Here is a 24,496-nt window from a genome sequence, read left to right on the forward strand (position 1 = left end):
GAAAGTACAGCGCAAGCTCAAGGCGCAGCGTGATTTCTGTAGGAATGGGTTTGCCCGCGAAGGAGGCACCACCTTGGATGGCACGGGCTTCGCCCGTGTTCGCGGGTAAACCCGCTCCCACAGGGTCAGCAACTCGCTTACGAACTTTGTTCTCTGCTCGACAACGCGGTCCAAAGGGCTGGCTGATTTCCCAGAGGACGGAATGCCCCCAGAAATTTGAACAAGACAGTTGCTCCCACCCGAACTGTGTAGCCTCCAAGTCTAGCGCCGCACCTGTGGGAGCTGGCTTGCCAGCGATTGGGCCGCAAAGCGGCCCCTAATTTATCTGGGTAACTCGATACGCGAGGTCTCCCCCGGTACCGTAGGCCAATCTCCCGCAGCCCACCTCACCCTGGCCTGCTCGATCAAGGCCGGATCGCTCGCCACGAAATTCCAGTTCATCCGCCGCGGCCCATCCAGTGGCTCGCCGCCGATCAACACCAGCTGGCACTCACCCTCCGCATACAACGTCACCTGCTCACCCTCCGGCAGCACCACCAGGCTGCATGGCTCAACCTCCTCATCATTGAGCATCAACTCGCCATCCAGCAGGTAGAGCGCCCGTTGCACTGGCTCATCAGGTACCCGCAATGCAGTGGCGGGCTGCATCTGCACATGCGCGTAAAGGGTAGGGGAGAGCACGGGCACCGGCGATTCCAGGCAAAAGCCACTGCCCGCAATCATGCAAATGCGCACACCGAGGTTATCGCTCACCGGCAGGCTAGCCGCCGGGTGATGGCTGTAATGGGGCGTGCCTTGTTCGAGCGCGCGGGGTGACGCCAGCCACACCTGCAGGCCATGCAGCCGCGAGCCTCGGGCAAGCGCACTGGCAGGGGTGCGCTCGACATGCGCCACGCCACTGCCTGCCGTCATCCAGCTGACATCGCCCGGCTTCACGTGCTGTTCGGAGCCGAGGCTGTCCTTGTGCAGGATCTCGCCTTCGAACAGGTACGTCAGCGTCGACAGGCCGATATGCGGGTGCTGGCGTATGTCCATGCCATGGCCTGGGGCGTAGTCCGTTTCGAGCATATGGTCGAAGAACACGAAAGGGCCGACACTGCGGCATTGGGCCGAGGGCAGCGGGCGAAAAATCGGCTGGCCCTCGACCGACTCGGCACGTGGGCGGATGACCAGGGGGCTGCTCATGAGGGGCTCCAGGCAGGTTGCAGGTGCTCCAAGCATAGCGGTTTGCCGGGCATGGCTGAACTGCTGCGCTTGGCGGTCGGTCTACCCTGTTCGAACCAGGAGAAGGAAGCTGCCCATGATCGCCAGAATGCTGGCTGGCGCGTTGTTGTGCGCAGGGGTGTGCCTGTCGGCGCAGGCGCGTGATTACCGCTACAGTGACGCCCACCTGCACTACGTCGACTTTTTCCAGGAGACGGAGGGCATGCCGGCCTTGATCAAGGCCATGGATGAAGCCGGCATCGAGCAGTCGATGATTTCTGGTATTCCAGTGGCCAAGAAATGGCATGAGGACGAACCCAAGCGCCCGCGCTACTACGCCGGGGACGACGCCGATGCCTATTGGTACAGCGCGACCGATACCTACGTGGCGGCAGCGGTGCAAGAACTGCCCGCAGCGCAGCGCAAGCGCTTTCATCCGTTTCTGACCGGCTTCAACCCGGTGGACAAGAACGCGGTCAGCCATATCGAGCGCATGCTCGATCTCTACCCTGGGCTCTGGCAGGGCATTGGTGAGGTGTTCACCCGCCACGACGACCTGACGGCGTTGACCAGCGGTGACACCCCGCGCGCCAACAACGAGGCCATGACCCGCATCTATCACCTGGCGGCCGAGCGGGACTTGCCAGTGCTGCTGCACTCCAACATCACCTCCAAGCGTGAACGCAACCCACTGTACCTAGCCGAAATCGAAGAGCCGCTGCGCAATCACCCGCACACGCGTTTCATCTGGGCGCATGCTGGCAGCAGCATGGAAATTCATCGGCATCAGACGCAGATGGACTTTCTGCTGCCGGTGCTGACGCGCTTGTTGGAGGATTACCCGAACCTGTATGTCGACCTGTCGTGGAGCGTGCTCGAGCCTTATCTGCTGGATGACAAGGGTGTGCCGCGCAAGGCTTGGGTGGCGTTGGTAGAGCGTTACCCGGAGCGGTTCATGCTCGGGTCGGATGTGGTGGGCAAGTTTGGGAGCCTTGGCGAGCAGATGCACGGGTTCAAGCCGTTTCTGGATGCGTTGCCGGAGGCGGTGGCGCACAAGGTGGCCAAAGATAATTTTCTGGCTGTGTTGCCCAAGGCTAGGTAACACAAAAGAAAACGCCCCGAACCAGTCGGGGCGTTTTCATTACTGCATCAAGGCCTTACTTGCCTTCCCAGCGCTTGAGCACCAGGGTAGCGTTGGTGCCGCCGAAGCCGAAGCTGTTGCTCATGACCGTATCGATCTTGGCGTTTTCTTCGGTTTGACGCAGGATCGGCAGGTCGGCGACCTCCGGGTCCAGCTCGTCAATGTTGGCGGAGCCGGCGATGAAGTTGTTTTCCATCATCAGCAGGCAGTAGATCGCCTCGTGCACGCCAGCGGCGCCCAGCGAGTGGCCCGACAGGCTCTTGGTCGAGCTGATCTTCGGTGCCTTGTCGCCGAACACGGCGCGAACACCTTTGATCTCGGCAACGTCACCGACCGGGGTCGAGGTGCCGTGGGTGTTCAGGTAGTCGATCGGGGTGTCGACGGTGGACAGCGCCTGCTGCATGCAGCGGATGGCGCCTTCGCCGCTTGGGGCAACCATGTCGTAGCCGTCGGAGGTCGCGCCGTAGCCGACGATTTCGGCGTAGATCTTGGCGCCACGGGCCAGAGCGTGCTCCAGCTCCTCGACCACCACCATGCCGCCACCGCCCGCAATGACGAAGCCATCACGGTCGTTGTCGTAGGCGCGCGAGGCCAGTTCCGGGGTTTCGTTGCGCTTGGTCGACAGGGCGCCCATGGCATCGAACAGGAACGACTGGCTCCAATGCTCTTCTTCACCACCACCGGCGAAGACGATGTCTTGCTTGCCCCACTGGATTTGCTCCAGCGCGGTGCCGATGCAGTGTGCACTGGTGGCGCAGGCGGAGGAGATCGAGTAGTTCAGGCCCTTGATCTTGAACGGCGTGGCCAGGCAAGCCGAAACGGTGCTGCCCATGGTGCGGGTCACACGGTATGGGCCGACGCGCTTGACGCCTTTCTCGCGCAGGGTGTCCAGCGCTTCCATCTGGTTCAGGGTCGAGGCGCCGCCGGAGCCGGCAACCAGGCCGGTACGCGGGTTGGAAACCTGCTCTTCAGTCAGGCCGGCGTCCTTGATCGCGTCCTGCATCGCCAGGTAGGCGTAGGCCGCGGCGTGGCCGACGAAGCGGTAGACCTTGCGGTCGATCAGTTCTTCAAGGTTGAGGTCGATCGACCCGGAAACCTGGCTGCGCAGCCCCATTTCCTTGTATTCCGGGTTGAAACGGATACCCGGACGGCTTTTACGCAGGTTTTCGGTGACGGTCTCTTTGTCATTGCCCAGGCACGATACGATGCCCAGACCAGTGATAACGACGCGGCGCATGCGAATAACCCTTAGAAATTGTCAGTGGAGGTGAACACGCCAACCCGCAGGGCTTCGGCGGTGTAGATCTCGCGGCCGTCGACGCTGACCGAGCCATCGGCGATGGCCATGTTCAGCTTGCCCTTCAGGACGCGCTTGATATGAATGTTGTAAGTGACTTTCTTGGCGGTCGGCAATACCTGGCCGAAGAACTTCACTTCACCCGAACCCAGCGCACGGCCGCGGCCCGGCAGGCCTTGCCAGCCGAGGAAGAAACCGACCAGCTGCCACATGGCGTCAAGGCCCAGGCAGCCCGGCATCACCGGGTCGCCTTCGAAGTGACAGGCGAAGAACCACAGGTCCGGATTGATATCCAGCTCGGCGACCAATTCACCTTTGCCGTACTTGCCGCCTTCTTCGCTGATATGGGTGATGCGATCGACCATCAGCATGTTCGGCGCGGGCAGTTGCGCATTACCTGGGCCGAACAGCTCACCGCGACTGCAGCGCAGCAGGTCTTCCCGAGTAAAGGCGTGTTGTTTGGTCATGCGAGCTCCTCAATAACCCCCTGCGGCAGGGGATGAATCTTCCCGGCCGGCCCGAAAAGCGATGACTCCGGGGCGGCAGCCTACAGGTAGACTATTGCGTTGTGGTGAAAGTCACAGTGCACCTGGCGAAAGAAGTACAGGTGTTCACTGAAACGTCTATTTTCAGGTCCGAAGAACGTCCTGTCCAGTCCTTAAGACTGCCGCACTTTAGCATTTATCGCCAGTCGCGGTTGTCTGACCGGGTAACCAGCGTTGCAGCGCCCGCTGCAGCTCGGTGCGGCGCAAGGGTTTGCTCAGGTAGTCGTCCATGCCCGCGGCCATGCAACGCTCACGGTCGCCCTGCAAGGCGTTCGCGGTCAAGGCGATGATCGGCACGTGGATGCCGTTTGGCAGCAGGCGGATGCGCTGGGTGGCTTCATAGCCATCCAGGTTCGGCAACCGGCAGTCCATCAGAATGGCGGCGAACGGTTGCTGGCTGACCTGTTCGACCGCCTGGATACCGTCTGCCGCCACGCTGACCTCAAGCCCCAGGCTGCGCAGCATGGCTTCGATGACGTTTTGGTTGACCGGGTTGTCCTCCACCAGCAGCACCCGCTCGCTGCCGGTAAGTGGGCGCTGTTCACGCACCGCCCCGGGCAGTGGCGCCTGGGCCGGTGCGGCCAGGGCCAAGGGCATTTCCAGGGTAAAGGTCGAGCCCAGGCCTTCGCGGCTCTCACCGCGCAGCTTGCCGCCCATGCGTTCGGCCAGCGTACGTGCGATCGACAGGCCCAGGCCAGTGCCGCCATAGCGCCGGGAAATCGAGCTGTCGGCCTGCTGGAAGGCGACGAACATCATTTCCAGGCGGTCGCTGTCGATGCCGATACCGGTGTCGCGTACGCTGCAGGTGAACCACAGCAGTTGGCGGTCCAGCACCTGGCAGCGCGCTTCGACCTGCACCTGGCCCTGCTCGGTGAATTTCAGGGCATTGCCGACAAGGTTCAGCAGAATCTGCCGAATACGCGTGGGGTCGCCGTTCACGTTCAGGTGCTCGATGCCCGTCGGCATGTTCAGGTGCAAGCCAAGGCCACGTTGCTGGGCACTGTGCTGGAACGACTGGACACTGCTGGCGATCAGCTCGCCGAGGTTGAAGTCGATGCGCTCCAGCTCCAGTGCGGTGCGTTCGATGCGCGAGAAATCGAGAATGTCGTTGATGACCTTGAGCAGGTGCCCGGTGGACTCGCTGGCAACGGCGGTGTACTCGGCCTGCTCGCTGGTCAGCGGTGTGGTTTCGAGCAATTGCAGCATGCCCAGCACGCCATTCATGGGGGTGCGCAGCTCATGGCTCATCATCGCCAGGAAGTCCGACTTGGCCCGGTTGGCCTGTTCGGCTTCCTCGCGCGCCTGGGTCAACTGGGCGATGGCGCGCTTCTGCTCGTCACTGGCTTGCTCCAGGGCGTTGGCCAGGTTGTTGATGTGGTGCGCCAGATGGCCCAGTTCACTGTCATCCACCACGGGCAGCGGCGTGTTGTACTCGCCTTGCTGAATGGCCTTGACCGCGTGGCCCATGTCGCTGATCGGCTTGGCCAGGCTCATGGCCAGGCGGCGGGCCAGCAGGAAGGTGAACAGCAGGGCGAACAAGGCCAGGATGCCCGCCTTGATGACGATTTCCTGCTGGCGCTGGCTGAAGGCGTCATCGGACATGCCGACGATCACCCGCCCCAGGTAGTCGTCGCCAATGGCCGGCGTGGAGGTGTTGCCGGGCTGCAGGAAGTCGGTGTCCAAGCGAATTTGCTGAAGGCGGATCGGCGCTTGGAACACTTCCACCTGCTGTGCGCGGTTGGCGCTTTCGTCGGACTGCTCGACGTAGACCAGGATGTGGTTGCGGCTGTCCTGCACTTCGAGAAAGCGCACGTGCGGAATGCTCAGGGTGGCGCGCATCAGCCCTTCGAGCACCTCGTTGTTGCCCGAGATAACCCCGTATTCGGAGGCGGGCGCCAGCTGGTTGGCGATCAGTTGGCCGGTGTGGTTGAGTTCCTGGCGCAAGTCCTGGATACGCACGAAGGTAAAGAAGCTGATCAGCAGCAAGGTCAGCAGCAGGGCCGGGCCAAGGCTGATGATCTGGGTGCGGGTGTGGATGTCCCAGCTCAGGCGTCTGCTCATGGGGTGGATTCTCCTTCGGCCAGGGCCTTGGCAGCGGCGTTCGGGTCGATCGGTTCAAGGCCCAGGGCGCGTGCCACCTGCTGGTTGCCACTGACGCCGTAGCGCGCCGGGTAAAGGCTTCGCGGCCAGCGCGCGGGTGGCTGGTCGAGCAAATGGTCGAGCACGGCCAGCCAGTCGTCCTGGTCGCTGTAAGTGCTGGCCAGGGCGCCTGCGCGAACGAAGCCGGCATTTGGGCCAATCAACGCCATTTGCCGGCCGTAGCTGCTGAGCAGCAGGTTTTTCGCCGTCTTGGGGTTGTACAGGGCGGGGTCGTCGAGGCCCAGCAGTACATCGCTGTTGCCTAACAGCTGTTGCAGGGGCCGGCTGTCACGTTGGTCGGGCCAGTCCTGGGCAATGATCTCCAGGCCCAGCGGGCGGGCGGCATGGCGCAGTTCATCAAGCAAAAAGGCACTTTGCCTACCGTAAAGCACCCCGATGCGTTGCGCCTGTGGCAGCAGGTAGCGCGCCAGGCGCAGTTGCCGGGCCAGGGGCGGGTCGCTCCACAGCAGTGTAAGGAAGGGGGGGCGCGACTTTCCCAGGCGCTGTTCAGCCTGTACTCGGCTGACCCGCATGGCCAATGCTGGTGGCCCGGCGTTTTCACTCAGGCGCCAATCCAGCGCGGCGCTGTCAAGCAGCACCAGGCGTTGATCGCCCTTGAGCTGGCTTGGGCGGGGCAAGTCGGCAGTGGTTTGGAAGCGCACCCGATCATGCGGGCGATGGCTTTCGAATGCGGCGACGAAACTGCGAATGCCGGGCTGATCCTCGCCACCGACCAGCAAGATTTCACCGGCGGACAGCGGCCCCAGGGGCCACAGGCAAAGCAGCAGCACGCGCAGCAGGCGGGCCATCAGAACTCCAGCTCCGCGCTGACACTCAGGCGGTGGCGGCTGTCGTAGCGGTTTTGCAGCGCAGTCGTGGGCTCATCGTCCAGGCGCTGTTGCCACAGCGCCGCCAGCTCAAGGTTGCTGCCCTGCACCCGGAAGCGCTTGGCCAGGCGCAGGTCCAGGCGCTCGTAGCGGTACTGGTTGAGGGCATCGTCACCGTAGTAGAACAGCGCACTCGACCAGCCGTCGCCCCACTCGCGCATCCAGCCCGCCGAGCCGCTGTTGCGGGCGCTGAGGCGGCGGTCGTCGGGGTTGCTGGCCCAGGCGTCGACGTAGGCGTAGGTCACGCGCAGGCGGTCACGCAGGGTGGGGCGCCAGTCCAGTTGCGCCTCGCTGCCGGTAAAGCGCGCCTTGTTGCTGTTGCTGGCGATGTACTGGTTGTTCTTCAAAGGCTCGCTGATCATTCCGGTGATCTCGTCGTAGAACAGCTTCACATCCATGCTCAGGTCGATGTCGCTGAAATAGCCGTTGTAGCCCAGTTCGCGCGAGCGCATGCGCTCTTGCTCGAGGTCGCCCGGGCCGCGGGTCTTGACGAAATACTCACCGTGCGGCTGGCCAAACGCACTGGGGTTGAGGTTTTTGACCGTGTAGCTCCAGTTGACGTTGTTCTCGAACATGTCGGGGGAGCGTACCGCTTCGGAATAGACAGCACGCAGGCCATGGCGCGGGGTGATCAAGTAGTTGACCGCCACCCGTGGGGTCAGCGAACTGCCAGACAGGCGCGCGTCTTCGAACATCGCCCCGCCCTGGATGATCCAGTGTTCGTCGGCCCGCCATTCCAACTGGCCGAACAGGCGCCAGGTCTGGTCGACGAGGCTGCCATTGAAGTACGTCTGCGAGTCGGCACGATCATAGCGGTAGTTCATGCCGCTGAGCAGGCGCAGGCTGTCGGTCAGGCTCAGGGTGTCCTGGATTTCCAGGTCGTAGCGGGTTTCGCGGGTGCTCTGGTCGACATCGCCGCAGACCACATCGCGGCCACCTTGGTTGTTCCACTGGTCCTTGATGGCATCGACCAGCGCCTGTTCTTCGGGGTTGCTGCTGCGCGGTGGATCGTTTGCGCCGCGCGCCACCAGCTCGGCAAAGTTCGGGTTCAACTGCCACAGGCGGGTCAGCTCTGGGCTGAACGACAGCGCCGCATCGCAGGCGCGCCAGACTTGCTGGCGGTCGAAGTGCTGGGCCGAACCCTGGACGTAAAGGCTGTGCTCGGGGTTGAAGTCGATGTTCCAGCGTACCGAACCCGCGTAATCCTTGGCGTTGGCGTCGGTGTTGTCGCCGCGCTCGGTGACGTAGGGGAACACCGGCTGGTAGGTATAGGGGCGCTGGTTGCTGCCTTCCTTGGCCGCCAATTGCCATTCCAGGGTCTGGTCGGGGGCCAGGGTGTGGCTGGCGCTGAGGTTGAAGCGGGTGAGGCGGCGGCTGTCACGGTAGTCCTGGCCGTACTGGTCCTGATCGAAGCCATCGTCTTGCTGGCCGGACACCGACAGGCGCATGTCGCCGCCATCCCAGCCAAAACCATGGCTGGCGTAGAAATCGTTGATGCCATCCTCGCCGCGGGTGACCTTGAGGCGCGTGCCATGGCTGTCCGCCGGGTTGCGGGTGAGGATGTTGACTACGGCCATCAAGGCGTTGGCGCCATAGCTGACTGTGTTGGGGCCGCGGAACACCTCGATGCGCTCGATGTCTTCCATGGCCAGGGGGATGTCGCTCCAGTCCACCGTCGCCAGGCCCGCGCGGTACACCGAGCGGCCATCGATCAGCACCTGCATGCGCCGCGCATCGTTGACGTTGCTGCCATGGTAGTTGACCGTCGGCTGGTTGCCGGCGCCGTAGCCGATCATCATGCCCGGCACCAGGCGCAGCAGTTCGGGGATATCGCGGGCGCCGCTGGCGCGGATCAGCTCACTGTCGAGCACCGTCATGCTGCCAGGGACCGCTGCCGGGGATTGTTTGAGCCGGGTGGCGGTCAGAACCTGCGGCAGGTCGGCGTTGTCGATGAACAGATCGTCGGCCATGGCCGGGCCGCCGAGCAGGGCAGTCAGAAGCAGAAGACGCGGGTAAGGAGGCGTGCCTGGGAACACGGTACGACCTTGTTTCAGGGATGAAACAGGCATGTTAACCGACCGCAGGGCTTTTGCCAGTGATCTGGGTTTCCTTGCCGGCCCTTTCGTAGGCGCTGGCACTGGCCCTGTCGAATACGCACCGTATAATGCAGCGTCGCCACTTAACTTTTGGCTTTAACGGATTAGATATGACTGAACAGCAGCCTGTTGCAGTTCTGGGAGGCGGCAGCTTCGGCACCGCCGTGGCGAACCTGCTGGCGGAAAACGGTGTGCCGGTGCGCCAATGGATGCGCGACCCCGAGCAGGCCGAGGCCATGCGTGTCAACCGCGAGAACCCACGCTACCTCAAAGGCATTCGCCTGCACGACGGCGTAGAGCCGGTCAACGACCTGCTGGCCACCTTGCAGGCCTGCGACCTGGTGTTTGTCGCCTTGCCGTCGAGCGCCTTGCGCAGCGTGCTGGCGCCCCATGCCGAGTTGTTGCGCGGCAAGGGGCTGGTCAGCCTGACCAAGGGCATTGAGGCGCAGAGCTTCAAGCTGATGAGCCAGATCATCGAAGAAATCGCACCTCAAGCCCGCATCGGCGTCCTGTCGGGGCCAAACCTGGCCCGTGAAATCGCCGAACATGCGCTGACCGCCACCGTGGTCGCCAGCGAAGACGAACAACTCTGCCAACAGGTGCAGGCCGTATTGCACGGGCGTACCTTCCGCGTCTACGCAAGTGCCGACCGCTTCGGGGTCGAACTGGGCGGGGCACTGAAAAACGTCTACGCCATTATTGCCGGCATGGCCGTGGCCCTGGGCATGGGCGAGAACACCAAGAGCATGCTGATCACCCGTGCACTGGCCGAAATGACCCGCTTCGCCGTGAGCCAGGGTGCCAACCCCATGACCTTCCTGGGCCTGGCCGGTGTCGGTGACCTGATCGTTACCTGTTCCTCGCCCAAGAGCCGCAACTACCAGGTCGGCCACGCCCTGGGCCAAGGCCTGAGCCTGGAGCAGGCCGTCAATCGCCTGGGCGAAGTGGCCGAAGGGGTGAACACCCTGAAGGTGCTCAAGGCCAAGGCGCAGGAAGTTCAGGTGTACATGCCGCTGGTGGCGGGCCTGCACGCCATCCTGTTCGAGGGCCGTACCTTGAACCAGGTGATCGAGCACCTGATGCGCGCCGAGCCCAAGACCGACGTCGATTTCATTTCTATCAGTGGTTTTAATTAAGCCGTCAGCGGCTTCGGCCCGAACAAGGAGCGACACATGAACGATACGCCCGAACGCGCCCAGCGCGAGTCGATCATCCTGCGGGTGCTGTGGATGTTGGTGTTCCTGGTGGTCTGGCAATTGGCCGAGCTGCTGTTGGGCGGCCTGGTGCTGGTACAGCTGATCTACCGCCTGATCTATGGCGCCCCCAGCGCCAGCCTGATGAACTTCGGCGATAGCCTCAGCCAGTACCTGGCGCAGATCGGCCGCTTCGGCAGCTTCCACAGCGACCAGAAGCCTTGGCCATTCGCCGACTGGCCAGCCCCGCGCGCCCCGGAAGGTGAGGCGCCCCATGCTGTGGCACCCGCGCCACACCCGGTGCGTGACGAAGAGCCCAAGCTGTGAAGCTGTGGGTGCTGCGCCACGGTGAGGCAGAGCCTCGGGCCAACAGCGACGCCGAACGCCGTCTGACCAGCCATGGCCGCGAGCAGGTGCTGCACAGTGCCGCGCGCCTGCTTGGGCAGCCGTTGCAGGCCATCATCGCCAGCCCTTATGTCCGTGCCCAGCAAACGGCAGCGCTGGTGCATGACACCTTGGATTTCCCTGAGCCAGTGCGCACCGTGGCCTGGCTGACGCCGGACAGCAATGTGCAGCAGGTGATCGGTGAAATCGAAAAGCTCGGCCTGGAGCATGTGCTGTTGGTTAGCCACCAACCACTGGTGGGGGCCTTGGTCTGTGCCCTGGAGCATGGCCATGTACAGCAACCGGCGCCCATGAGCACCGCCAGCCTGGCGGAGCTGGAAGGGGAGTGGCCGTTGGCAGGCCTGATGACCTTGCGCGCAATCAGTTCGCCAGCCTGACGCCTCTTGGCAACTGGCATTTCTGCCAGTTGCCGCTTCACTCGACCGCTTGCTAGCGTGGCGCCACATCGAATGAGTGGCCAGGCAGGGAGCAGTTGATGAAGGGTGATATGCAAGCGCTGTTACGTTCACTGGACTTGCAACCCACAGTAGACAAAGTGCAGGAAGGCGTGGTGCTGGACTTTGCCCAGTACAGCGTGTTGCGCGACTCGGCCGACGCCAAGCTTTACCACCTGATGGGCAAGGTGGGCGATGCTAAAGACGACCTGGGCGAGCTGCAGGAAGCCTGCCTGCGGGTGTCCCGCTTGCTGCAGACCAGTTGCCTGGCGCTGCGCCGATTGCAGCTCGACTATGAGGACCAGTGCCTGGCGCGTGAAGTGCTCGAGAGCCAGCTGGCCTATATGCAGGCCTGCCTGCAGCGTTCGCTGGCCAGTTTTGTGCGTACCCGATGACCTGATAGCCCTCGCCGATGACCTTTCCGGACATTGCCGAGCGGCCCCGCGATGCCGACAATGGGCCATCTTCCCACCGTCCGGACCAGGCGCCATGTCGCAGCACATCTTCTTTGCCCACGCCAATGGTTTCCCGTCTGCCACCTACGGCAAGCTGTTCGCTGCCCTGGCGCCGGACTATCACGTTCACCACCTGCCCCAGCATGCCCACGACCCGCGCTTCCCGGTGAATGAAAACTGGCAGAACCTGGTCGATGAATTGCTGCACCACCTGGCGCAGCAGGACGCGCCGGTCTGGGGGGTTGGCCATTCGTTGGGCGGGGTATTGCACTTGCATGCCGCCTTGCGTTGCCCCGAGTATTACCGCGGGGTGGTGATGCTCGACTCGCCGGTGTTGACCCGCGCCGATCAGTGGCTGCTGCGCACTGCCAAGCGTTTTGGCTTTATCGACCGCATCACCCCGGCCGGCCGCACTTTGGGGCGGCGCGAGGCGTTTGCCGATCGCGACAGCGCACGGGACTATTTTGCCAGCAAACGCTTGTTCCGCCACTTTGATCCCGACTGCCTGGAAGCCTACCTGGAGCATGGCTTGGAGCCCGCGCAAGAAGGGCTGCGCCTGCGTTTCGACCCGGCGACCGAGATCAGTATCTACCGCAGCATCCCCCACGCCAGCCCAGCGCCTGCCCGGCAACTGCAGGTACCACTGGCGATGGTGCGCGGCGAGCGCAGCAACGTGATCCGCCGGCACCACACGCTGGCCGTGCGCGGCATGGCCAAAGGCGAGTACCACAGCGTGCCGGGCGGGCATATGTTCCCCTTGGAACGCCCGACCGACACCGCCAGCCTGATCAAGGGCCTGTTCGACCGTTGGAGCCACGAATGAGCGCGCACATGGAAGAAATCCGCCTGAGCCTGGGCCATATCGAACTGGCTGCGCACCTGTTCGGCCCTGAGGATGGGCTGCCGGTGATTGCCCTGCACGGCTGGCTGGACAACGCCAACAGCTTCGCCCGGCTGGCGCCGCGGTTGCAGGGCCTGCGCATCGTCGCCCTGGACCTGGCGGGCCATGGTTACTCGGAGCATCGCCCGCCTGGCGCCAGTTATGCGCTGGCCGACTACGCCCACGATGTGTTGCGGGTGGCCGAGCAGTTGGGTTGGCAGCGCTTTGCCTTGCTGGGCCATTCACTGGGGGCGATCATCTCGGTACAACTGGCGGGCGCCTTACCGGAGCGGGTCAGCCACCTGGCGCTGATCGATGGCGTCATTCCGCCCACCGGGGCCGAGCAGGACGCCGGTGAACGCCTGGGCATGGCATTGCAGGCGCAGTTGCGCCTGGATGGCAAACGTAAATCCGTCTACCCAGCGTTGGAGCAGGGCGTGCAGGCGCGCATGAAGGGTATGGTCGCCGTCAGCCGCGAGGCAGCCGAACTGTTGGCCCAGCGTGGGCTGATGCCGGTAGCGGGAGGGTACAGCTGGCGCAGCGACAGCCGCCTGACCTTGCCGTCCCCTGTTCGCCTGAGCCACGCGCAAGCCATGGCCTTTGTCAGGCGGGTGAGTTGCCCGGCCTGCCTGGTGGTGGCCGCCGACGGCATGCTGGCGCGCCACACTGAGTTGCTGGAGCAGCTACCCTTTGAACAGGTGACGCTGCCCGGGGGGCATCACCTGCACCTGAACGATGAGCAGGGCGCGGCCCTTGTCGCAGACTGTTTCAATCGCTTCTTTGGCTTTGCTTGACTTGCACCGGACAAGTGCCGAGGCTTGGCGGGTTGAACAGGGAGACAACCATGCACATGCCAGACACGCTGGACCTTAGCTTCGGCGCCCCGCGCCGACTGGGCTGCCGATGAGCGCGCCCGTAACCCTCCGTACTACCCTCGCTGCCTGCTTCGTGCTCGCCAGCCCCTTGCTGTGGGCAGGTAGCCTGCCCGTTCCCGTGGATGCCAAAGTGGTCGACCAACGCCCTGCGGTGGAGCAGGAGCGCGTGTACCCCATGGGGCCTTTGCGCAAGATCAGCGGCCGCCTGCGGGTCGACGACAAGGTCGAAAGCCGTGGCCAGGTCAGCTCGGTCACCTATGAACTGCCGGTGGAGCGCACGGCCCGCGAGGCGTTTACCAGCGCCCGCGAAGCACTGCAACACGACGGTGGTTACCCATTGTTCTGGTGCCAGGGCCGCGACTGCGGCGAAGCCAGCCTTTGGGCCAATGATGTATTCGCCAATGCACGGCTCAATGGCGGTGACGAGCAGCAGGCGTTCATCCTCCTGCGCCGTTCTGCAGAAGAGGCCGACACACTGGTGGCGTTGTACAGCGTCACCCGCGGCAACCGCCGCGCCTACCTGCACGTGGAAGAGTTCGTTGCTGCCAGCCCGCTGGGTGAGCTGCTGCCCACGGCCGCCACGGTGCTGCGCGAAATGCGCGACACCGGCAAGCTCGACTACCCTGACCTGAGCACGCCGCAACCTGCCTGGGTGGCGTTGTTGGGGCGTAGCCTCAACCTGGACAGCACCTTGCGCGCCAGCCTCAGCGGCAAAGAGGCCGAAGCGTGGCGTGAGCAACTGGTCAAGGCGGGCGTGCGCAGCAACCGGCTCGAGGTCGGCAACGCCCCTACCGATGGCCTGCACCTGGAACTGATCCGTTGAACGAGCACCGCCATGGCCAATAATGACCGCCTGCTGATCCAGATCGTCCTGTTGACGTTGCTCGGCGCTGCCTTGTGGGTCATGGCACCGTTCATTTCGGCGCTGCTGTGGGGCGCCATTCTGGCCTTTGCCAGCTGGCCGCTGATGCGCTTGCTGACGCGTGCGCTGGGCGGGCGCGAAACGTTGGCCGCCAGCCTGCTGACCGCAGCCTGGATCCTTATCGTGGCGTTGCCGCTGGTATGGCTGGGTTTCAACCTGGCGGATCATATCCGCGATGCCACGGCGTTTGTCCGTGATGTGCAGGTGGATGGGCTGCCCGAGGCGCCGGCCTGGCTGGGCAGCATTCCCCTGGTGGGTGAGCGCATGGTCAATTGGTGGCAATCGCTCGACCAGCAAGGTGCGGCTTTGATTGCTTCGATCAAGCCTTACCTGGGCCAGGTCGGCAACTGGTTGCTGGCGCGCAGTGCGCAGATCGGCAGCGGCATGCTCGAACTGAGCTTGAGCCTGGTCTTCGTGTTCTTCTTCTACCGTGACGGCCCGCGCCTGTCAGCGTTCGTGCTGCGCCTGTTGCAGCGCTTGACCGGTGACCGCGCCGAGTACTACCTGGACCTGGTGGCGGGCACCGTGCAACGTGTGGTCAACGGCGTCATCGGCACGGCAGCGGCCCAGGCCTTGCTTGCGCTGATCGGCTTCCTGATCGCCGGCGTCCCCGGGGCCATCGTGCTGGGCCTGGTGACCTTCATGCTCAGCCTGATCCCCATGGGGCCACCCCTGGCGTGGATCCCCGCGACGGCCTGGTTGGCGTGGAAAGGGGAGTACGGCATGGCGGTGTTCCTGGGTATCTGGGGCACCTTCGTCATCAGCGGCGTGGACAACGTGCTCAAGCCCTACCTGATCAGCCGTGGCGGCAACCTGCCGCTGGTCATCGTGCTGCTGGGTGTGTTCGGCGGGTTGATCGCCTTTGGTTTCATTGGCCTGTTCATCGGGCCGACGTTGCTGGCGGTGGGGTATAGCCTGCTGCTTGACTGGAGCCGCAACGCCGGGCAGCAAACACCGTAGGAGCGGCCTTGCGTCGCGAAAGGGCTGCATAGCAGTCCCAGCGATTATCGTGGTAACGCTGAAATCTGGGGCTGCTTTGCAGCCCTTTCGCGACGCAAGGCCGCTCCTACAAGGGGCTGCGTTTTTTACGCATTCTTTATGCGTTGATCCATCCCTCGATCTCGCCCCTTTACGCCCCTCCCTCGGACAATTTCCCCAAAGCGGCCCAAGCGCCGCACCACGGGGAGCTCCACACATGAACATGCTCGACGGGCTGTCACTGCTGCTGGCAGTGGCATTGGCGATTTACCTGCTGATGGCGCTGCTGCGCGCCGATCGCAGCTAGGGAGTGGCCATGCACAGTTACGACTTTGCCTTGTTACTGGCGTTTTTCGCCATCGTGCTGCTACCGGCACCCTGGCTTGGGCGGTTCTACTACAAGGTGATGGAAGGCCAGCGCACCTGGCTGTCACCGGTGGTGGGCCCGTTAGAGCTGGCCTGCTATCGACTGGCAGGCGTACGCGCCGACCAGGAGCAGAACTGGAAGCAATACACCCTGGCGTTGCTGGCCTTCAACCTGGCCGGCTTCCTGCTGTTGTTTGCCGTGCTGCTGTTGCAGGGCTACTTGCCGCTGAACCCACAGCAATTGCCCGGGCAGGAGTGGTCGCTGGCGTTCAACACCGCCGTAAGCTTCGTCACCAACACCAACTGGCAGGCTTATAGCGGCGAGTCATCAGTCAGCTACCTGAGCCAGATGCTGGGCCTGACGGTGCAGAACTTCGTCAGTGCTGCCACTGGCCTGGCAGTACTTGTGGCCCTGTGCCGCGGCATTGCCCGCCGTTCGGCCGCCACCCTGGGCAACTTCTGGGTCGACATGACCCGGGCCACGCTCTATGGGTTGTTGCCCCTGTGCCTGGTGCTGGCGCTGCTGCTGGTGTGGCAGGGTGTGCCGCAGACCTTTGCCGACTATGCGCACGCACTGACCCTGCAAGGCACTGACCAGACCATCCCGCTCGGCCCGGCGGCTAGCCAGATCGCCATCAAGCAGCTGGGCACCAACGGCGGCGGCTTCTTCGGCGTCAACGCGGCACACCCGTTCGAAAACCCCACGGCCTGGAGCAACCTGTTCGAGGTGGCGTCGATCATTCTCATCCCGGCGGCGCTGGTGTTTACCTTCGGCCATTACGTGAAAGACCTGCGCCAGAGCCGGGCGATTCTTGCCTGCATGCTGAGCCTGTTCCTTATCGGTGGGGCTACAGCGCTGTGGTCCGAATACCAGCCCAACCCGGCCTTGCAGAGCGCGCAGGTGCAGCAAAGCGCGCCGCTCGAAGGCAAGGAAAGCCGCTTCGGCACCACCGGTTCGGTGCTGTGGACAGTGACCACCACGGCAGCCTCCAACGGCTCGGTCAATGCCATGCACGACAGCCTCAACCCGCTGACCGGCATGGTTGCGATGGTCAACATGATGGTCGGCGAGGTGATCTTCGGCGGCGTCGGTGCGGGGCTCTACGGCATGCTGTTGTTCGTGCTGATCGCCGTGTTCCTGGCCGGCCTGATGATTGGCCGTACCCCGGAATACCTGGGCAAGAAGCTGCAGGCGCGTGAGGTGCAACTGTTGGTGGCGACCTTGCTGGTGATGCCGGTCGGCGTGCTGGTGCTGGGCGCCATCGCCGCCAGCCTGCCGGGCCCGGCGGCGGCGGTGAGCAACCCCGGTGCCCATGGCTTTAGCCAACTGCTGTACGCCTACACCTCCGGCACCGCCAACAACGGTTCGGCCTTTGCCGGTTTTGGCGCCAACACGGTGTACCACAACCTGATGCTCGGCCTGGCCATGCTGATCGGCCGCTTCGGCTACATCCTGCCGATATTGGCCTTGGCCGGCAGCCTGGCGGCGAAAAAGAGCGCACCCCAGGGGCTGAACAGCTTCCCCACCCACGGCCCGCTGTTCACCGGCCTGTTGCTGGTAACCATCCTGCTGGTGGGTGGCCTGACCTTCCTGCCGACCTTGGCCCTCGGGCCAATTGCCGAACACCTGAGCCTGGGCTTCTGAGGAACCACCATGAACATGCCCATTCCTGAAGTAAAAGCCCCCCACAGCGCCAAGGACCAGACCCGCTTCGCCGCGCTCTGGCGCCCGGCCCTGATCCAGGCCTTCGTTAAACTGGACCCTCGGCAGCTCAAGCGCTCGCCGGTGATGCTGGTGGTGGCGCTGACTGCCGCGCTGACCACTGTGTTGTGTTTTGCCCCCGGCAGTGGCGTGAGCACAACAGTGGCGGTGCAAATTGCCCTGTGGCTGTGGTTTACCGTGCTGTTCGCCAACTTTGCCGAAGCCCTCGCCGAAGGCCGTGGCAAGGCCCGCGCCGACAGCCTCAAGGCTGGGAGCCAGGGGCTGAACGCCCAACGTCGCGACAGCGCTGGCGCATTCGAAACGGTTGCCGCGACCGCGCTGCGCAAGGGCGATGTGGTCAAGGTGATCGCGGGTGAGCTGATCCCGGGTGATGGTGAGGTAATCGAAGGCATCGCGGCGGTCAACGAGGCGGCCATCACCGGTGAGTCGGCCCCGGTGATCCGCGAGTCCGGCGGCGACCGCTCGGCGGTCACCGGCAACACGCGGCTGGTGTCTGACTGGTTGCTGATCCGCATCACCAGCAACCCTGGCGAATCAACCCTGGACCGCATGATCGCCTTGGTCGAAGGTGCCAAACGCCAGAAAACGCCCAACGAGATTGCCCTGGATATCCTGCTGATTGGCCTGACCCTGATCTTCCTGATCGTGGTCGTGACCCTGCAGCCGTTCGCCCACTTTGCCGGCGGTAGCTTGCCGTTGATCTTCCTGGCCGCACTGCTGGTGACGTTGATCCCCACCACCATCGGCGGCTTGCTGTCGGCCATTGGCATTGCCGGCATGGACCGCCTGGTCCGGCTCAACGTCATTGCCCGTTCCGGCCGCGCGGTGGAAGCTGCGGGCGACGTGCACACCCTGATGCTCGACAAGACCGGCACCATCACCTTCGGCAACCGCCGCTGCAGCGCGCTGCATGCCGCGCCGGGCGTCACCGCCAAGGAGCTGGGGGAGGGCGCCTTGTTCGCCTCGCTGGCCGATGACACGGCCGAGGGCAAATCGATCGTCGAGTACCTGCGCCAGTTGCACGACTTCGTCGAACCCTCCGGGCAGCAGCTCGTACCGATCGCCTTCAGCGCCGAGACGCGGTTGTCGGGTGTCGACTTCCAGCAGCACCGCTACCGCAAGGGTGCTGTCGATGCGGTGCTGGCATTCGTTGGCCTGCAACGGCTGGAAATGCCGCCGGCATTGGCCCGCGAGGTCGAGCGCATTGCCCAGAGTGGCGGCACGCCGCTGTTGGTGTGTGTCGACCAGCGCTTGCTTGGGGTGATCCACCTCAAGGACGTGGTCAAGCCCGGTATTCGCGAGCGCTTTGCCGAACTGCGCAAGCTGGGCATCCGCACCGTGATGGTGACCGGTGACAACCCGCTGACCGCCGCTGCCATTGCCGCCGAGGCCGGGGTCGATGACGTGCTGGCCGAGGCCACCCCAGAGAAGAAGCTGGCGCGCATCCGTCAGGAGCAAAACGACGGCCGCCTGGTCGCCATGTGCGGCGACGGCGCCAACGACGCCCCGGCGCTGGCCCAGGCCGATGTGGGCATGGCCATGAACGACGGCACCCAGGCAGCGCGTGAGGCGGCCAACATGGTCGACCTGGACAGCGACCCGACCAAGCTGCTGGACGTGGTCCAGGTGGGCAAGGAACTGCTGGTGACCCGTGGCGCCTTGACCACCTTCTCGATTGCCAACGACGTGGCCAAGTACTTCGCCATCCTGCCGGCGTTGTTCGCGGCCATCTACCCGCAGCTGGGCGTGCTCAACCTGATGCACCTGGCCAGCCCGCAGAGCGCGATCTTGTCGGCGATCGTGTTCAACGCGCTGATCATCATCGTGTTGATCCCGCTGGCGCTGCGCGGTGTGCGGGTGCACGCGGCGAGCGCGGCCCACCTGCTGCGGCGCAACCTGCTGATCTACGGGCTAGGCGGGATCATCGTGCCGTTCGCCGGGATCAAGCTGATCGACATGCTGCTCAATGCCTTGCACCTGGTCTGAGGAGGCCGCCATGAACACTTATGTACGCCCGGCCTTGAGCCTGGCTTTGCTGATGACGCTGGTCACCGGCGCGTTGTACCCGTTGGCGGTGACCGGTATTGCCCAGGTCGCCTTCCCTGAACAGGCCAATGGCAGCCTGGTGCGTGACGCGCGCGGCGAGGTGCGCGGCTCGGCACTGATCGCCCAGGATTTCCAAGGCGATGGCTGGTTCCATTCGCGGCCCTCGGCAGGGGCTTATGCCACGGTTGCCAGCAGTGCCAGCAACCTGTCGCCGAGCAACCCGGCGCTGGCCGAGCGGGTGGGCAGCGAGGCCGCGAAGCTGTACCGGGCTGAGCACGGGCCTGTGCCGCAAGCCTTGTTGACCACCTCGGGCAGTGGCCTGGACCCGCATTTGCCGCCGGAGGCGGTGGCTTATCAGGTAGCGCGTGTGGCAGCGGCTCGCAAGGTGCCCGTTGAACGCTTGCAAGCCCTGGTGGAAGAGGCCACCCTCCACCCATTGATCGGGCCGCCTGTGGTCAATGTCCTGGCGCTGAACCAGGCCCTGGAGAGGTTGGGGCAGTGAGCTTGGGGCCGTATCGCACCGCTCGCAAGGGCGGTGAGGTCCCTGTAGGCGCGGGCTTGCCCGCGAAGGCCTGCAAAGTAGGCCCAGATTCACCGATCGCCGCACAATCTAAGGATGAAACATGAGTGATTCCGCCCGCGCAGACGCGCTGTTGGCCAACCTTCCGCGCGAAGGCCGCGGCAGGCTGAAGGTGTTCCTTGGCGCCGCACCGGGTGTGGGCAAGACCTACGCCATGCTGCAAGCCGCCCACAGCCAGCAACGCCAGGGCGTACACCTGCTGGCCGGGGTCGTCGAAACCCATGGCCGCGCCGAAACCGAATCGCTGCTTGGTGGCCTGCCCCAGCAGCCCCTGCTGCGCAGCGAGTACCGTGGCGTCACCCTGGAGGAGATGGACCTCGACGGCCTGCTCAAGGCCGCACCTGCGCTGGCCCTGGTCGACGAACTGGCCCACACCAACGCCCCCGGCAGCCGCCACGCCAAGCGCTGGCAGGACGTTCAGGAACTACTCGCCGCCGGCATCGACGTGTACACCACGGTCAACGTCCAGCACCTGGAAAGCCTCAACGACAAGGTCCGCGACATCACCGGCGTGCAGGTGCGCGAAACCCTGCCGGACTGGGTCCTGCAGGAAGCGTTCGAATTGGTCTTGATCGACCTGCCACCGCGCGAATTGCTGGAGCGCCTGCGCGAAGGCAAGGTGTACGTGCCCGAGCAGGCGCGGGCTGCGATCGATGCCTATTTCTCCCAGACCAACCTCACCGCATTGCGCGAGCTGGCCATGCAGACCGCCGCCGCCCAGGTCGACGCCGACCTGGCCCACGGCTACCGCCAACGCGGGCAGGAGGCTCCGGCCCTGCGTGGGCGCCTGCTGGTGGGCATCGATGGTGACGACCAGGCCGAACGCCTGGTGCGCCACGCCAGCCGCGTAGCACAACGCCGGCACTTGCCCTGGAGCCTGGTGCACGTCGACAACGGTAAGCTGCGCGACGAAGCCGCACGCCAACGCCTGCAAGCCGCGCAGCAACTGGCTGAGCGCCTGGGCGGCGAAGTGGTGCTGCTGCGCGCCGGTGAAGTGGCGCGCACGCTGATCCAGCATGCCGGCGAGCGGCGGGCCAGCCTGGTGCTGGTGGGGCAGTCGCGTGATCGCCTGCGCCGTCGCTTCTTCGGCGCCGGTGTAGCGGCGCGGCTGCTGCGCGAAAGCCACGGCCTGGAGATCAACGTGCTCGACCGCGATGCCCAGCCGGCCCCGGCCAGTGCGGCGGTGCAACGGGTATGGGTGTGGCGGCACTACCTGCTGGCCCTGTTTGCCACGCTGCTGGCGACCGGTTTGTCGTGGGCCGTGTCCAGCGTGCTGGCGCTGCCCAATATCTCCCTGGTGTTCCTTGCCGCCGTGCTGCTGGTAGCGGTGCGCAGCAGCCTGGGGCCGGCCTTGGCCTGCGCTGCCCTGTCGTTTCTGACCTACGACTTCCTGTTCATCCCGCCCAATTTCTCGTTCAGCATCCAGCGCGAAGAAGACGTGCTGACCCTGGTGTTCTTCCTGCTGATGGCGGCCCTCACCGGCAATCTTGCGGCCCGCCAGCGCCGCCAGTTGCAGGCGCTGCGCGAGACGCAGGCGCAGACCAACCAGTTGCTTGATTTATCCCGCCGCCTGACCGTTGCCGCCGACCGCCAAGCGGTGTTCAACGCCGCCGGCCAACACCTTGACGGCTGGCAGGATGTGCAAGTCTGCCTGCTCGAACGTAACCCCGAAGGCCAGCTGCACCTGGCCAGCGGCGAGGCCCACGGCCTCAGCGACAACGAGCGCGCCGCCGCCGAGTGGGCCTGGCAGCACGGGCAGGCGGCGGGCCATGGCAGTGACACCTTGCCCAATGGCCGCTGGTGGTGGTGGCCGCTGGCGGTCGATGACCACCCGCTGGCCCTGCTCGGCGTACGCCCGCGCTCTGGCGAACCGCTCAGCGCCCAGCGCCGGCGCCTGCTCATGGCCCTCGGCCAACCCCTGGCCCAAGCCCTGGCCCGCGCCCGCCTGGCCGAACAATTGGAGGCGGCGCGCCTGCATGGCGAAACCGAGCAACTGCGCAGTGCCTTGTTAGCCTCGGTCTCCCACGACCTGCGCACGCCCTTGACCGCCATGCGCGGCAGCATCGACAGCTTGCTGGCCCTGGGCGAGGCGATCCCCGAGGACGACCGCCGCGAGCTGCTGGAAGGCACCCGCAATGAAGCCGAGCGCCTGGACCGCTACATCCAGAACCTGCTCGACATGACCCGCCTGGGCCATGGCGGCCTCAAGCTGGCCCGCGATTGGGTGGCCCCCGCAGACATCGTCGGCAGTGCGCTGAACCGCCTGCGGGTGGTGCTTGCGCCCCTGCGCGTGCACACCGATGTGCCGGCCGAGCTGCCGTTGCTGTTCGTGCATGCGGCGCTGATCGAGCAGGCCTTGGTCAACGTGCTGGAGAACGCTGCACGCTTCTCGCCGGCCCAGGGTCGGCTGGAACTGCAGGTGTCGGTGCAGGGTGAACAACTGCGCATTGCCGTCAGCGACCAGGGCCCCGGCATTCCGGTGGCCGAGCGGGAGAAGATTTTCGACATGTTCTACACCGCCGCCCGCGGTGACCGGGGCGGGCAGGGCACTGGCCTCGGCCTGGCGATCTGCCAGGGCATGATTGGCGCCCATGGCGGGCAGATCCTGGTGGGTGAAGGGATCGATGGCCAGGGCACTGGCATCACTTTATGCTTGCCGCTGCCCCCTCAACCTGAAGCCGAAAGCGAAGCCCCATGAGCCAGTCCGCCACCCTCCTGGTCATCGACGACGAACCGCAGATCCGCAAGTTTTTGCGCATCAGCCTGACGTCCCAGGGCTACAAGGTGATCGAGGCCGCCACCGGCAGCGAGGGCCTGGCGCAGGCCGCCTTGGGCAAGCCCGACCTGGTGGTGCTCGACCTCGGCCTGCCGGACATGGACGGCCAGCAAGTGCTGCGCGAGCTGCGTGAATGGAGCGCAGTGCCGGTGCTGGTGCTGTCGGTGCGGGCCAGTGAGGTGCAGAAGGTCGATGCGCTGGACGGCGGCGCGAATGACTACGTGACCAAGCCGTTTGGTATTCAGGAGTTTCTGGCGCGGGTGCGCGCCTTGCTGCGCCAGGTGCCGCAGGCCGGCGGGGGCGAGGTGGCGGCCAGTTTTGGGCCGTTGACCGTGGACTTTGCCTTCCGCCGCGTGACCCTGGAGGGCGTCGAGGTGGCGCTGACCCGCAAGGAGTATGCGTTGCTGGCCCAGCTGGCCGGGCACCCGGGCCGGGTGATTACCCAGCAGCAGTTGCTCAAGGACATTTGGGGGCCGACCCATGTGGACGATACCCACTACCTGCGGATCGTGGTCGGGCACCTGCGGCAAAAACTCGGGGATGACCCCATGGCGCCGCGTTTCATCATCACCGAGGCGGGCGTCGGCTACCGGTTGGTCGCGCCCGCCTGATGATGCCGGCCGGGCGGCCATTGCGCGTGGTCAGGCCCTTGGCGGCTCCTTTTCGAACAGTTGCCGTACGACTTCCAGGTAGCGCCGCGCGCCCAGGCCCAGGGGCCGCGGTTTGACCCAGATGATGTCGACCCACAGCCGTAAGCGGCTGGCCATGTTGTCGAAGCGCACCTCGGCCAAGGCGCCCGAGGCAATCAACGGTTCGACCAGCGGCTGCGGCAGGTAGGCCCACCCCAGGCCGGATTGCACCAGATCCAGCGTAGCCAGATAACTGTCGGTCAGCCAGATGCGCCGCGACAACACCATGCGCGGGTCGGAGCCGGTGGCTTTGCCGGAGGCCACGATGATTTGCCGTTGCTCGGCGAAGGCTTCTTCGGGCAGTGGTGTGCCACTGTTGCGCCCGGCGGGGTGGCGGGGTGATGCGACGGCGACCAGCAACTGGCTGCCGGCTTCAAGAAATGACTCACGCTCATCGATGCCGGGCCGTTCGAAAACCAGCGCCAACTGCACGCTGCCGTCATGCAGCAAACGAATCGCTTCGGCTTGCGTGGCCGAACGCACTTCGATCTCAAGGCTTGGGAATTCTTGCGCGAGGGTTTCCAGCGGTTGGCTCCAGCGGCCGGTTTGCAGCTCGGGGGCCATGGCGATGGTCAGGCGCTTTTCCAGCCCCTTGTGCAGCTGCAGGGCCTGGGCGTCGAGCAGGTTGAGCTGGCAGATCACCTGCCTGGCCTGAGGTTCGAGGGCCAAGGCGGCGCTGGTTGGCAAGGCTTTGCGCGTGGCCCGGTCGAACAGGGCCAGGTCCAGCTCGGCTTCCAGCTGGGCGATGGCCATGCTCACGGCCGAAGGCACGCGGCCCAGCTTGCGCGCTGCTGCGGAAAACGACCCTGCCTCCAGTACGGCCAGAAAAACTGCAAGTGAGTCGCTGGTGAAGGCCATTGTCAGAA

General features: G+C 64.7%; 22 protein-coding genes. 15 read left to right on the forward strand and 7 right to left on the reverse strand.

Translation table 11 applies throughout. The annotated features are described in order from the left end of the window. Positions 1-321 precede the first annotated feature (321 nt). Complete coding sequence (locus HU750_RS14355; RefSeq protein WP_186680721.1) at positions 322-1,185, reverse strand: pirin family protein; 864 nt, start codon at positions 1,183-1,185, stop codon at positions 322-324. A 115-nt stretch (positions 1,186-1,300) separates the two neighbouring features. On the opposite strand from HU750_RS14355, the gene HU750_RS14360 reads away from it, so the two are divergent. After that, the gene (locus tag HU750_RS14360) at positions 1,301-2,305 is read left to right on the forward strand and encodes an amidohydrolase family protein (RefSeq protein ID WP_186680723.1); all 1,005 of its coding nucleotides are present in this window, start codon (positions 1,301-1,303) and stop codon (positions 2,303-2,305) included. A gap of 55 nt (positions 2,306-2,360) precedes the next feature. Here HU750_RS14360 and fabB read toward each other — a convergent pair whose 3' ends face one another. The 5 genes from fabB to HU750_RS14385 all read right to left on the reverse strand — a co-directional run bounded on the left by fabB (position 2,361) and on the right by HU750_RS14385 (position 9,281). Continuing rightward, on the reverse strand, positions 2,361-3,581 hold the full coding sequence (gene fabB / locus HU750_RS14365) for a beta-ketoacyl-ACP synthase I (RefSeq protein WP_099454829.1): 1,221 nt from the start codon (positions 3,579-3,581) through the stop codon (positions 2,361-2,363). Between the two features lie 11 nt (positions 3,582-3,592). Continuing rightward, complete coding sequence (fabA, locus tag HU750_RS14370) at positions 3,593-4,108, reverse strand: 3-hydroxyacyl-[acyl-carrier-protein] dehydratase FabA (RefSeq protein WP_027592861.1); 516 nt, start codon at positions 4,106-4,108, stop codon at positions 3,593-3,595. A 207-nt stretch (positions 4,109-4,315) separates the two neighbouring features. After that, positions 4,316-6,247 (reverse strand): ATP-binding protein, encoded by a 1,932-nt coding sequence (locus HU750_RS14375; protein WP_027592860.1) that lies wholly within the window; start codon positions 6,245-6,247, stop codon positions 4,316-4,318. After that, entirely contained in the window at positions 6,244-7,134 is an 891-nt protein-coding gene (locus HU750_RS14380) for an ABC transporter substrate-binding protein (RefSeq protein ID WP_085272569.1), read from the reverse strand. The genes HU750_RS14375 and HU750_RS14380 overlap by 4 nt, the downstream gene beginning before the upstream one ends. Beyond that, the gene (locus tag HU750_RS14385) at positions 7,134-9,281 is read right to left on the reverse strand and encodes a TonB-dependent receptor plug domain-containing protein (RefSeq protein ID WP_186680725.1); all 2,148 of its coding nucleotides are present in this window, start codon (positions 9,279-9,281) and stop codon (positions 7,134-7,136) included. Before HU750_RS14385 ends, HU750_RS14380 begins: the two co-directional genes overlap by 1 nt. Positions 9,282-9,418: 137 nt before the next feature. On the opposite strand from HU750_RS14385, the gene HU750_RS14390 reads away from it, so the two are divergent. The 14 genes from HU750_RS14390 (at position 9,419) to HU750_RS14455 (ending at position 23,552) form a co-directional block, all read left to right on the forward strand. After that, complete coding sequence (locus HU750_RS14390; RefSeq protein ID WP_027592857.1) at positions 9,419-10,444, forward strand: NAD(P)H-dependent glycerol-3-phosphate dehydrogenase; 1,026 nt, start codon at positions 9,419-9,421, stop codon at positions 10,442-10,444. A gap of 36 nt (positions 10,445-10,480) precedes the next feature. Next, positions 10,481-10,828, forward strand: a complete 348-nt coding sequence (locus HU750_RS14395; protein WP_085272571.1) for a DUF4389 domain-containing protein — start codon at positions 10,481-10,483, stop codon at positions 10,826-10,828. Next, on the forward strand, positions 10,825-11,283 hold the full coding sequence (gene sixA, locus HU750_RS14400) for a phosphohistidine phosphatase SixA (protein WP_186680727.1): 459 nt from the start codon (positions 10,825-10,827) through the stop codon (positions 11,281-11,283). The genes HU750_RS14395 and sixA overlap by 4 nt, the downstream gene beginning before the upstream one ends. 110 nt (positions 11,284-11,393) lie before the next feature. Next, the gene (locus tag HU750_RS14405; RefSeq protein WP_186680887.1) at positions 11,394-11,735 is read left to right on the forward strand and encodes a hypothetical protein; all 342 of its coding nucleotides are present in this window, start codon (positions 11,394-11,396) and stop codon (positions 11,733-11,735) included. Between the two features lie 94 nt (positions 11,736-11,829). Continuing rightward, positions 11,830-12,618, forward strand: coding sequence for an alpha/beta fold hydrolase (locus HU750_RS14410; RefSeq protein ID WP_027592853.1), 789 nt, complete (start codon positions 11,830-11,832; stop codon positions 12,616-12,618). Then, entirely contained in the window at positions 12,615-13,469 is an 855-nt protein-coding gene (locus HU750_RS14415) for an alpha/beta hydrolase (protein WP_085272574.1), read from the forward strand. Before HU750_RS14410 ends, HU750_RS14415 begins: the two co-directional genes overlap by 4 nt. Positions 13,470-13,578: 109 nt before the next feature. Next, the gene (locus HU750_RS14420) at positions 13,579-14,373 is read left to right on the forward strand and encodes a DUF4892 domain-containing protein (protein WP_027592851.1); all 795 of its coding nucleotides are present in this window, start codon (positions 13,579-13,581) and stop codon (positions 14,371-14,373) included. A gap of 12 nt (positions 14,374-14,385) precedes the next feature. After that, positions 14,386-15,432, forward strand: a complete 1,047-nt coding sequence (locus HU750_RS14425; RefSeq protein WP_027592850.1) for an AI-2E family transporter — start codon at positions 14,386-14,388, stop codon at positions 15,430-15,432. A 235-nt stretch (positions 15,433-15,667) separates the two neighbouring features. Further along, positions 15,668-15,757: a K(+)-transporting ATPase subunit F gene (gene kdpF, locus HU750_RS14430; protein ID WP_033693985.1), complete on the forward strand. Its 90-nt coding sequence runs from the start codon at positions 15,668-15,670 to the stop codon at positions 15,755-15,757. A 9-nt stretch (positions 15,758-15,766) separates the two neighbouring features. Beyond that, positions 15,767-17,461 (forward strand): potassium-transporting ATPase subunit KdpA, encoded by a 1,695-nt coding sequence (gene kdpA / locus HU750_RS14435; protein WP_186680729.1) that lies wholly within the window; start codon positions 15,767-15,769, stop codon positions 17,459-17,461. A 9-nt stretch (positions 17,462-17,470) separates the two neighbouring features. Further along, positions 17,471-19,525, forward strand: a complete 2,055-nt coding sequence (kdpB, locus tag HU750_RS14440; RefSeq protein ID WP_186680731.1) for a potassium-transporting ATPase subunit KdpB — start codon at positions 17,471-17,473, stop codon at positions 19,523-19,525. A 10-nt stretch (positions 19,526-19,535) separates the two neighbouring features. Further along, on the forward strand, positions 19,536-20,087 hold the full coding sequence (gene kdpC, locus HU750_RS14445; RefSeq protein ID WP_186680733.1) for a potassium-transporting ATPase subunit KdpC: 552 nt from the start codon (positions 19,536-19,538) through the stop codon (positions 20,085-20,087). Between the two features lie 121 nt (positions 20,088-20,208). Continuing rightward, on the forward strand, positions 20,209-22,863 hold the full coding sequence (locus HU750_RS14450; RefSeq protein WP_186680736.1) for a DUF4118 domain-containing protein: 2,655 nt from the start codon (positions 20,209-20,211) through the stop codon (positions 22,861-22,863). Further along, complete coding sequence (locus HU750_RS14455) at positions 22,860-23,552, forward strand: response regulator (protein WP_027592845.1); 693 nt, start codon at positions 22,860-22,862, stop codon at positions 23,550-23,552. The genes HU750_RS14450 and HU750_RS14455 overlap by 4 nt, the downstream gene beginning before the upstream one ends. A gap of 30 nt (positions 23,553-23,582) precedes the next feature. On the opposite strand, the gene HU750_RS14460 is transcribed toward HU750_RS14455, so the two are convergent. After that, complete coding sequence (locus HU750_RS14460) at positions 23,583-24,488, reverse strand: LysR family transcriptional regulator (RefSeq protein ID WP_027592843.1); 906 nt, start codon at positions 24,486-24,488, stop codon at positions 23,583-23,585. Positions 24,489-24,496: the final 8 nt, after the last annotated feature.

Origin of the sequence: Pseudomonas sp. SWRI50 (assembly GCF_014269095.1) — a bacterium.
Lineage (GTDB): Bacteria > Pseudomonadota > Gammaproteobacteria > Pseudomonadales > Pseudomonadaceae > Aquipseudomonas > Aquipseudomonas kermanshahensis.

Coding starts and splice junctions, on each gene's coding strand:
- HU750_RS14355 (WP_186680721.1), bottom strand. CDS start 1,185: ATGAGCAGCCCCCTGGTCATCCGCCCACGTGCCGAGTCGGTCGAGGGC.
- HU750_RS14360 (WP_186680723.1), top strand. CDS start 1,301: ATGATCGCCAGAATGCTGGCTGGCGCGTTGTTGTGCGCAGGGGTGTGC.
- fabB (WP_099454829.1), bottom strand. CDS start 3,581: ATGCGCCGCGTCGTTATCACTGGTCTGGGCATCGTATCGTGCCTGGGC.
- fabA (WP_027592861.1), bottom strand. CDS start 4,108: ATGACCAAACAACACGCCTTTACTCGGGAAGACCTGCTGCGCTGCAGT.
- HU750_RS14375 (WP_027592860.1), bottom strand. CDS start 6,247: ATGAGCAGACGCCTGAGCTGGGACATCCACACCCGCACCCAGATCATC.
- HU750_RS14380 (WP_085272569.1), bottom strand. CDS start 7,134: ATGGCCCGCCTGCTGCGCGTGCTGCTGCTTTGCCTGTGGCCCCTGGGG.
- HU750_RS14385 (WP_186680725.1), bottom strand. CDS start 9,281: ATGCCTGTTTCATCCCTGAAACAAGGTCGTACCGTGTTCCCAGGCACG.
- HU750_RS14390 (WP_027592857.1), top strand. CDS start 9,419: ATGACTGAACAGCAGCCTGTTGCAGTTCTGGGAGGCGGCAGCTTCGGC.
- HU750_RS14395 (WP_085272571.1), top strand. CDS start 10,481: ATGAACGATACGCCCGAACGCGCCCAGCGCGAGTCGATCATCCTGCGG.
- HU750_RS14405 (WP_186680887.1), top strand. CDS start 11,394: ATGCAAGCGCTGTTACGTTCACTGGACTTGCAACCCACAGTAGACAAA.
- HU750_RS14410 (WP_027592853.1), top strand. CDS start 11,830: ATGTCGCAGCACATCTTCTTTGCCCACGCCAATGGTTTCCCGTCTGCC.
- HU750_RS14415 (WP_085272574.1), top strand. CDS start 12,615: ATGAGCGCGCACATGGAAGAAATCCGCCTGAGCCTGGGCCATATCGAA.
- HU750_RS14420 (WP_027592851.1), top strand. CDS start 13,579: ATGAGCGCGCCCGTAACCCTCCGTACTACCCTCGCTGCCTGCTTCGTG.
- HU750_RS14425 (WP_027592850.1), top strand. CDS start 14,386: ATGGCCAATAATGACCGCCTGCTGATCCAGATCGTCCTGTTGACGTTG.
- kdpF (WP_033693985.1), top strand. CDS start 15,668: ATGAACATGCTCGACGGGCTGTCACTGCTGCTGGCAGTGGCATTGGCG.
- kdpA (WP_186680729.1), top strand. CDS start 15,767: ATGCACAGTTACGACTTTGCCTTGTTACTGGCGTTTTTCGCCATCGTG.
- kdpB (WP_186680731.1), top strand. CDS start 17,471: ATGAACATGCCCATTCCTGAAGTAAAAGCCCCCCACAGCGCCAAGGAC.
- kdpC (WP_186680733.1), top strand. CDS start 19,536: ATGAACACTTATGTACGCCCGGCCTTGAGCCTGGCTTTGCTGATGACG.
- HU750_RS14450 (WP_186680736.1), top strand. CDS start 20,209: ATGAGTGATTCCGCCCGCGCAGACGCGCTGTTGGCCAACCTTCCGCGC.
- HU750_RS14455 (WP_027592845.1), top strand. CDS start 22,860: ATGAGCCAGTCCGCCACCCTCCTGGTCATCGACGACGAACCGCAGATC.
- HU750_RS14460 (WP_027592843.1), bottom strand. CDS start 24,488: ATGGCCTTCACCAGCGACTCACTTGCAGTTTTTCTGGCCGTACTGGAG.